This window comes from Chitinophaga sp. (assembly GCF_035564935.1).
Classification (GTDB): Bacteria; Bacteroidota; Bacteroidia; order Chitinophagales; family Chitinophagaceae; genus Chitinophaga.
On record NZ_DATMTE010000248.1, the window covers coordinates 1 to 7,155 of the forward strand.

Consider the following 7,155-nt stretch of genomic DNA (forward strand, 5'->3'; position numbering starts at 1 on the left):
TACGGGTACCGCTGTTCATAAAGTATATTTTAAAAGAATTAATTATAGTTATGCTTTTTCATCCGACGGGATATAGTGAATACTTTCTTCATCTCCCGGGTGCAGCGATACACTTTGTGTACCCGCTTTTCCCTGTCCCCATGCAAACGCCAAAGGCAATATAAACAAGGCCGCAAAGGTGGAAGCTACCAGGCCGCCGATCACAGCCCTTCCCAGCGGGGACGACTGGTCCCCCGCTTCACCAAGACCGCTCGCCATCGGGATCATCCCCACCACCATGGCCAATGCCGTCATCAGGATGGGGCGTATACGCAGGGCAGCCGCTTCCGAAGCGGATAACAGCGCATCGCCGTTATGCTTGCGGATCTGTTCCGCATTGGTGATGAGCAACACCGCGTTGGAGATAGACACCCCTACCGACATGATCATCCCCATGTACGATTGCAGGTTCAGTGTGGAACCACACAGCATCAGCAGCGCGAGGGAACCTAACAATACCGCCGGCACCGTAGCCAGTACCACCGCGGATACTTTGAACGACTGGAAATTAGCCGCCAGCATCAGGAAGATCACCACGATGGCTACAATCAGTCCCCCCTGCAGGCTGTCAAGCGTATCGGTAAGCGTGCTGCTTAACCCGATCAGTTCCACGTTCAGCCCCCGGGGCAGCTCTCCTAACGCCGCAATCGCTTTCTTTACATCCACCGAAGCCGCACCCAGGTCTTTATTATTCAGGTTAGCCGTTACCGTTAGTGTAGGCATAGCGCCCAGGTTGTCCACCTCGCCGTAAGTGGTATCTACCGACATGGTAGCCACATCGCTCAACACAGGGCGGGAAGCATTCTTCAATAAAGGGATCTCTCCCATCTGTTCCCGGCTGTTCATCTTACTTTCCGGTATCTGCACCTGCACGTTATAACTCAAACCTGCTTTCTCATCTACCCATATATTTTTTTCCGTAAGCCTTGAGGAAGACGTAGAAGCCACCAGGGAACGGGATATATCATTCATATCCACTCCCAGTTGCGCCGCCCTGATACGGTCTATATTTACGTTGATAGCAGGATATTTTATCGATTGCCCCAGCTGCACATCACGGAGATAAGGCAGTTTCTTTAACCCGGTGATCAGCTTCTGTGCATATTGCTCGCTCAGTTTCCGGTCGCGGCCCGCAAACCTGACTTCCACCGGTGTGGGAGAACCCTGGCTGAGGATCTTATCTGTTAATTCAATGGGTTCAAAGGAAAGACTGATCTGCGGATCAATCACCTTCGCCTTCTCCCGGATCTTATCTTTTAATTCATCGAGGTTGGTTTTGTAATGCTCGCTGAGCGATACCTGTAATACAGATTCGTGCGGGCCAGCCATCCAGAGGAAGATGGGCGCCGTAGAAAACAGCTGCGGATGCATGCCAATGTAGGCAGAGGTAATGGACACATTTTCCTTTCCTACTATCTGGTTAATACCATCCAGCAATTTGATGGTTTGTTCTTCCGTACGTTCAATACGGGTGCCATCCGGCACTCTCATTCTTACCTGGAACTGGCTGCCGTTCACTTTCGGCAGTACATCACGGCCAATACCATTCAACAGCAATACCACGATCCCGCAAACAGCTACCAGGTATATGATCACAATCGGCTTACGGTAAGGCATCATCCGCTGGATAAAGCGCAGGTAGCGGTTTCTCAGGCGTTCAAAACCACCGGTCTTGCCGTTGTTATTAAAGTCGCTGCGCTCCACCAGCAATTTCTTCTGCTCCCAGGTATCTTTCTCTCCTGAAAGACCGGCAGCTGCAAATTCCTCCGCGTCGGTCATCTCCTTACCATCTGCTTTCTTATGATGTTTTACTTTCATGATCCAGTTGGCCATGATAGGCACAAATGTTTGTGCCAGGAAATAAGAGATGATCATACTGAAGCCTATGGCCAGGGCCAGCGGCAGGAACAGGGATCCGGGGATCCCCCCCATGGTAAATGCCGGTGCAAACACCGCGAGGATACAGAACAGGATCAGCAGTTTCGGGAAAGCAATTTCCTGGCAGGCATCCCAGATAGCCAGTGCTTTGGGTTTTCCCATATCCAGGTGCTGGTGTATATTTTCTATCGTTACCGTACTTTCATCTACCAGGATACCAATGGCCAGCGCAAGCCCGCTCAGCGTCATGATATTGATGGTTTGCCCGAACAGGCTTAGAAAAAGTACAGCGGAAATAACGGAGGCAGGAATGGTAAGAATTACTATTGCTGCGCCCCGCGGATCACCCAGGAACAGCAATACCATTAAGCCGGTGAGAATAGCGCCGATGGTGCCTTCCGTGAGCAAACTTTTTACGGAGTTGATCACGTAGGTGGACTGGTCAAATTCATAACTCAGTTTTACATCTTCCGGCAGCTGCGCCTGCATTTTTGGTAGCGATTTTTTCAGGTTCTGCACCACTTCCCAGGTAGAGGCATCCGCGCCTTTGGCAATACTGAGGTATACAGAACGGCGACCGTTCACCAGCGCATAACCTGCGGTAACATCCGCCCCGTCTTCTACGGTTGCTACATCTCTGAGATAAAGATTTTGTACATCTCCCTTAAACAACGGTATATTCTCAAAATCCTTTACCGTTTTGATAGTGGTATTGGCAGGCGTGATATAGTTATTATCCCCGATACGCACGTTACCGGAAGGCGCCGTTTGATTATTCAGGCGCATGGCTTCTACCAGCTGATCCGGCGTCATATTATGCTGCCGCAGCAATTCCGGATCGGCCTTGATCACCACGGTACGCATGTTACCGCCGAACGGCGTGGAGCCTATCAGCCCCGGTATGGAGGTAAAGGAGGAACGCACGTACACGTTGGCCATGTCCAGCAGTTCATTATTACTGCGCTTGTCGCTGCTCAGCACCAGCTGCCCTACCGGCAAAGTAGAAGCATCGAAACGTATAATGAACGGCGGATTGGAACCCGGTGGAAAAATGGCCTGTATCCTGTTGGAAAAGGCGCTCACTTCCGCTGCTGCCTGCGCCATGTTGGTACCAGGGTAAAAGTTGATCTTCATCAGCGTAAGTCCCTGGATATTTTTTGTTTCTATACTTTTAACGCCATTTACAAACAGGAAGATGTTGATATATTGTTTGGCAAAGAAGGATTCCATTTGCTTGGGCGTGTACCCCCCGAATGGGTGCGACACGTAAATTACCGGCATGTCCAGCTTCGGGAAGATGTCAATTTTGATGGTATTGACTGCTTTTATCCCAAAGAAGAACAGGCCGGCAACCAGCACCAGGATGGTGATGGGTTTCTTTAAAGCAAAACTGATTAAATTCATGGTACTTACATGTTGATAATAAAGCCATCAATGGCGTCCGTTTAACGAAAAGCTAATTTTCAAAGATGCTGAAGTCGCCTGCTGCGGCGGCTTTCAGCAATAGCGCCTGCCATACATTACTATATGCAATATCCTTGTCTGTTTCCGCCCTGATGAGCGCATACAGCGCCTGTGTTACATCTACCAGGTTGGTCAGTCCGTTCTTATACAGTACTGATTTCTGGAGATAAGCATCTGAAGCGGCTTTCACCTGTACGGGCGATTCCAGGTAGTTATCCAGTGCGTTTTTGATCTTTATATCGGAGAGATCCAGTTGTGCGCGGATCTGCTGATCAGCAAGATGATATTCTTCCTGCAGCCCCTGGCTGGTGAGCTGTTGGGCTTTTACCTGTCGCGAAATACGGAAGGGCTGTGTAATGTTCCAGGTAACGCCTACACCAAACAGGTAATTGGTACGGGTGGGTTTCACCCCATCCCAGTAATTGTGGGTGAAATCGGTTTGATCAGCCGCATAGCCGTTGCCAAACCCCGAGCCTCTTGTCTGCAATACGCCTACCAGCGTAAACGCGGGGTAATAAAAGGTTTTGGCATACTTTGCCTGTTCATCGCTGAGTGCTATCCTGCTTTTATACCATTGCAGCAGCGGGTGGTTTTCCGGGGAAAAGGTTTGCTGCGGCAATGCAGGGATGCGGGCTACATAAGAGGTATCGAGTATAAACTGCCTTGGTGTAATACCGAGCAGCTGTGCCAGTTCATTGCTTTGTGTTTGTTCAAAGTCCCTCGCTTTGGTGAGGGCAATTTTTGCATTGGAGTATTCCGCGTTTGCCTGCGAGGAGTCCACTCCTGCTATCAGCCCGTTCTTCACGCGGGTTACCACTACCGTCCGGATAGTGTCTGCCCGTTCAAGGTTTTCTTTGTAGGAGCGGGTGAGTTGCTGCGCTGCAACGAGGTTTAAATAAGTGGCCGCCACTTTTATTTTGTGCTTAAAAATCTCCTGTTGCCAGTCTTTGTCGTTCTGAGCGGCGGCCGCTAATGCTGTTTTCACTTTTTCCTTAGCTCTTCCAAAAGCGAAGAAATCCCAGTTGATATTAGTAAGGTATAAAGCGCCGAAGGAGGCGTTCCAGTTCTGATGATCGAGGGGCAAACCGGAGGACGCCACGCTTAAGCCTCCGAAGCCGTACAGGGGGCCATTTTGCCCGTTCACGGTGCCATAATCCTGCTGTGCGGCTACATTGAAATTAGGCAGGTAATCGCGGCGGGCCTGGGACACCTGTTCCCGGGAAGCCGCGGTGTATCTGGCTTTGGCGCGGATAGTTCCGTAGTTGGCAATAGCCGTATCAATAGCCTGCTTAAGGGTAAATACCTGTTGGGCATATACATTGTAACCTGAAAACAGGAATACAACCGCCAACAGCCAATATTTCTTACTCCACATGAATAGATAGATTTTACGGTTGAAATGTCCCGGAGGATATTCAACCGCAAAATTTCTGTATCATTTTGAAGTAAACTTGAAGGAAACGGGAAACCGGGATATTTTTTTGTGAGATGGATATTTAAACAGCTACTGCGGCCGCTGCGGACTGGGTTTCGCTGTTTACTGTCTGTTTTTTGTAAAATGCTACCCGGATCTTATGCCATCCGTCTGCATAATCATATTCCACTTCATAGCCGTTCACTTCGCAGATCTGTTTTACGATGGCGAGTCCGAGCCCGATACTGTCGTTGCTCTGGTTACTTTTCTTAAACCGCTGGAACAGCTCACACGTAGGGATCTGCGGAGGTATGCCGGTGTTGCTGATGCTCAGGTCGCGATGCGTGAGCACCATTTTAATTTGTCCCCCGTCGCGGTTGTGCCGGATCGCATTGCTCAGCAGGTTGCTGATCAGCATCTCCGCAAGCGCGGGATGAATATTGAGCGGAATATTTTTATCGAGGTTGGTAGTGAGTGCTATTTCGCGCATGGCGATCCAGTCTTCATAAGTGGCGATCACCTCTTTTACGACGCGGCAAAACTTAATGCTTTCGGTCACTTTAAATTCCTGGTTTTCCAGTTTGGTAAGTAAAATAAGTGAGCGGTTAATATGCGACAACTTTTCGATCGCGTTCTGCATATCTCCTATCAGTGCGGCTTGTACGCCATCAATATTGGTTTCCGACAGCAGTTCTATTTTGCTGCGGATCACGGCCAGCGGTGTTTGCAGTTCGTGCGAGGCATTTTCGCTGAACTCTTTTACGGCGGCATAATCTTCCATGGCTTTATCGGTCATTTTACCGAGGAAAACATTCAGTTCCTTAAACTCGGTAGTAGTGGTTTCGGGTAGCTGCAGTTTATCTTTTTGTTTCAGGTCGAAGCGGTGAATGGCTTTCATGGTGCGGCGCAGCGGGGAAAAGATCTTTCTTGAAAGCAGTCTTGCCGTTACAGACACTGCGAAGATCATGAGCAGCATTTTCCATACTACTGTGTTGAGCATACCGCGGAATATTTCTTCCGACTTGATCACATAGTTAAAGGAAGATATTTTATATGGTTGATTCCCGATGGTGTACCAGGAGTCTACCGTGATGCGGCATTCTTTCTGGCCCAGGTCTTCCGCAACGTAGTAGTCTTTTGTAACGGCTACTTTCTTTTCCGGGAGCGGGCCGGTTACGGCGCTTATCTGGATGGGCCTTCCATGGGTATAGCGATCCGGTTTTTCGCCGGCCATCATTTGCTGGGCCACCCGGTCGTTTACCTCGGTCATACGCGCTACTTCCGCATCATCGAGGTGTTTTTTGATGTTGTTGCGGGAGATGTACATAGTGATAGGTGTGATCAGGAATACGATCCCGATAAACCACAGTGTTATTTTATTAAGCAGCTTCATGTTTTGGAGGTATTAAACTTGTACCCTAATCCATACACCGTTTCTATATAATCCACTCCTTCTGCGGCGCTGATCTTCTTTCTCAGGTTCTTAACATGCTGGTATACAAAGTCGAAATTAGCCAGGTTGTCGGTATAATCGCCCCAGAGGTGGGCGGCAATTGCCTGCCGCGACAATACCCGGTTCTTATTGACCACAAAATACAACAAGAGGTCAAATTCTTTGCGGGTTACATCCAGGATGGAGTTATTGATTACGGCCTCCATAGTGTCTGTATTAAGCTCTATCTCGTTAAAGATAATAAGATTATTCCCATCCAGCTTTTTACGGCGGTAAATGGCCCTTAGCCGGGCATGCAGCTCGGGCAGGTGAAAGGGCTTGGTCACGTAATCGTCTGCACCGCGTTCGAGGCCGTTCACTTTGTCGTCGAGGGCATCTTTGGCGGAGATGATCAGTATACCGCTGCTGATATTTTCCTGGCGGATGAAATTAAGCAGCTCCAGCCCGTTACCGTCCGGGAGCATAATATCGAGCAGGATGCAGTCGTACGTGAAAAGGGAAAGCTTTTCCCTGGCTGTTTCCACATCATAGGCCAGTTCGCTGATATACTTTTCCCCGTTGAGGTAATCGGATATACCGCTGGCCAGTTCCTTATTATCTTCTACAATCAATACTTTCATAAAAACATACCTGGGTGCAAGGTGCGGGGTAAATTTATAGCAAATTTGAAGTTTTTAGCGGATTTTGTCTGACTCAGGATTAAACTGATTACGCTGATTACGCTGATTAGATTTGTTATGATTTTAAGGATTTGCGGAGATATAAGCGGGTAAAGGATCGCCTTCGGCGATGCGGAATTTGTCTGACTCAGGATTAAACTGATTACACTGATTACGCTAATTAGATTTTTGAAGGGGGTGGGAAATAGAAGCGGGTAGAGGATCGCCTCTACCCGCTTCTATCTCCG

Annotated in this window: 4 protein-coding genes; all 4 read right to left on the minus strand. The window is 48.9% G+C overall.

Annotated features, from left to right (window positions below; all coding sequences use genetic code 11):
* Positions 1-48: 48 nt before the first annotated feature.
* The 4 genes from VN105_RS06505 to VN105_RS06520 all read right to left on the minus strand — a co-directional run bounded on the left by VN105_RS06505 (position 49) and on the right by VN105_RS06520 (position 6,868).
* Entirely contained in the window at positions 49-3,321 is a 3,273-nt protein-coding gene (locus VN105_RS06505) for an efflux RND transporter permease subunit (RefSeq protein WP_325639087.1), read from the minus strand.
* A gap of 52 nt (positions 3,322-3,373) precedes the next feature.
* Positions 3,374-4,756, minus strand: a complete 1,383-nt coding sequence (locus tag VN105_RS06510; RefSeq protein WP_325639089.1) for a TolC family protein — start codon at positions 4,754-4,756, stop codon at positions 3,374-3,376.
* 121 nt (positions 4,757-4,877) lie between these two features.
* Complete coding sequence (locus VN105_RS06515) at positions 4,878-6,188, minus strand: HAMP domain-containing sensor histidine kinase (RefSeq protein WP_325639091.1); 1,311 nt, start codon at positions 6,186-6,188, stop codon at positions 4,878-4,880.
* The gene (locus VN105_RS06520; RefSeq protein ID WP_325639093.1) at positions 6,185-6,868 is read right to left on the minus strand and encodes a response regulator transcription factor; all 684 of its coding nucleotides are present in this window, start codon (positions 6,866-6,868) and stop codon (positions 6,185-6,187) included. Before VN105_RS06520 ends, VN105_RS06515 begins: the two co-directional genes overlap by 4 nt.
* Between the last annotated feature and the right edge of the window lie 287 nt (positions 6,869-7,155).

Bases quoted from the DNA above. Each gene is read 5' to 3' on its own strand.
- VN105_RS06520 (WP_325639093.1), bottom strand. From the start codon at position 6,868: ATGAAAGTATTGATTGTAGAAGATAATAAGGAACTGGCCAGCGGTATA.
- VN105_RS06510 (WP_325639089.1), bottom strand. From the start codon at position 4,756: ATGTGGAGTAAGAAATATTGGCTGTTGGCGGTTGTATTCCTGTTTTCA.
- VN105_RS06505 (WP_325639087.1), bottom strand. From the start codon at position 3,321: ATGAATTTAATCAGTTTTGCTTTAAAGAAACCCATCACCATCCTGGTG.
- VN105_RS06515 (WP_325639091.1), bottom strand. From the start codon at position 6,188: ATGAAGCTGCTTAATAAAATAACACTGTGGTTTATCGGGATCGTATTC.